Source organism: Polynucleobacter sp. 39-46-10, from assembly GCF_002282275.1.
Genome location: NZ_NCJB01000426.1, coordinates 1 through 1,715 on the forward strand (window position 1 = coordinate 1; position 1,715 = coordinate 1,715).

Annotated in this window: 3 protein-coding genes; 1 reads left to right on the forward strand and 2 read right to left on the reverse strand. The window is 44.6% G+C overall.

The window, feature by feature from the left end; translation table 11 throughout:
- Positions 1-378, forward strand: a 378-nt coding sequence (locus tag B7X71_RS16425; RefSeq protein ID WP_293601521.1) for a hypothetical protein, incomplete at its 5' end; no start/stop codon positions are given.
- An 80-nt stretch (positions 379-458) separates the two neighbouring features.
- Here the strand turns inward: B7X71_RS16425 and B7X71_RS16430 are convergent.
- Both B7X71_RS16430 and B7X71_RS16435 read right to left on the reverse strand, forming a co-directional pair.
- Positions 459-629 (reverse strand): hypothetical protein, encoded by a 171-nt coding sequence (locus B7X71_RS16430; protein ID WP_215387242.1) that lies wholly within the window; start codon positions 627-629, stop codon positions 459-461.
- A gap of 15 nt (positions 630-644) precedes the next feature.
- Positions 645-1,715, reverse strand: a 1,071-nt coding sequence (locus B7X71_RS16435) for an amidase (RefSeq protein ID WP_293601522.1), incomplete at its 5' end; no start/stop codon positions are given.

The window sequence follows — 1,715 nt, forward strand, 5'->3', positions numbered from 1 at the left end:
TCCTCCGTTTATTACCGGCGTTTTTATATTTCGAGCTTTCACTTAGGTGAGCAAGCTATTGAAGCAAAGTTTTCTACGCCAATGAAGATTAGCGATGGGGATAGCGTGATAGTTTCGGGATATCAGAAAAATACGGTATTTCAAGTGCTTGCGTATCGCAACCAAACTCAAGAAGTTGCAGGTGCAGAGAACTGGGTCGTTTTGGTACTGGGCGCACTATTCTTTTTGGCGGTAGCAATAGGGCTACTGAATTCAGAATTAGTGAGCGAAGGCTCCCTAATACCAAAGCTATTCTTATCGGGATTTGTACTTATTGCCACTTACATGGCGTATCGGGCGCTCCTCATTCGAGAGGCTATTGGGCTGCTACAGCCCTAGATCAGAAACTGCACTAGTTACCTGACTGGAGGCTGATCCGCCTCCAGCAAGAGAGCTGACGCAAAAGAACTTACAACTGATTAACGCTGGTCTTTGCTATCTTTATATGAAAGATAGAAGTCATATACCGCCAGACCAATACCAAAGGTGAGCAAGAGCAATAAATCAAATTGCTTAAGCTTGAGGATGTAGGCTAAAAAGAAAAATAGCAATAAACCTAATGCTAGTAAAGGGGGGAATAATTTTTTCATGGTCAATAGTTCCAGTTATTGATTGAAGTGATTTAAAAACCAACGCGCAGTCCTTAAGAGACGAGCATCGTCGAATTGTTTACCAGTCAACTGAACCCCCAATGGGAGTCCATTGCCTGATTGCAAAATTGGTAGGCTAATCGTTGGCATACCAGTTACCGCCCAAAGAGAATTTGCCAAACTACTAGGTCTCGCTGCTTCAGACTTCAATGGTGCAAAGCCTAAGCTTGAAGGCGTCAAAATACAGTCAAAGCGATCAAAGAACTCATCAAAACTACTTGATACCATTTCAATAGCATTGAGCGCTCGGAGGTATTCTTGAGCAGTGATCTTCGAGCCTGCCTTAATCATGTCAGCAATTCTCTTAGGAGGCTTTTTAGAGATTTGACGCTCTTGTGTTTCCAAAGCTTGGGTGAACTCCGCCTGCGCAATAAGCTCATGCCACTCTTTTGACTGAATCGTAGACTCAGGCAAATCAATTATGGTGATTTGATCAGCAAGCTCTTCAAGCAAAGCCTCAATGGCTTCTTTTGCCTCAGCTTCCATATCAAGCCAATCTGGCGTTTTCAAGAAAACAAAGTTTGGCTTAAATGGAATTGCTTCTTTGCAAACTGCCAAAAGCGGTCTTGGGAGAACGCCTTTAGTATCCGGATCCTGCTCATCGGAGCCCAAGACAATCTCAGCTAGTAAAGCGGCATCTTCTACAGTCTTACTAAAGATACCAACTTGCTCGAGTGTTTTTGAAGCACGAAAGAGACCCGATTGCGATATTAGGCTACTGCTAGGCTTAAAGCCCACTACACCACAATAAGAAGCAGATTCAGCTATAGATCCTAGAGATTGCGTACCCACTGCAACGGGCACGATACCGCTGGCGACTAAAGCAGCGGCAGCCCCAGCAGCCAAACCAACTTGTCGCTCAAGGTCCAATGGATTGCAAACTTCTGGCGCCTGACCCAAATTGAATTCGGCAACCTTGGCTTTGCAAAAAGTAATAGCACCATCATCTCTTAAGCGTTTAACAATAGAGGCATCCCAGCGCGGATGACGCCCTTCCAGCAAAGGAGATCCGATAGTGGAAAACAT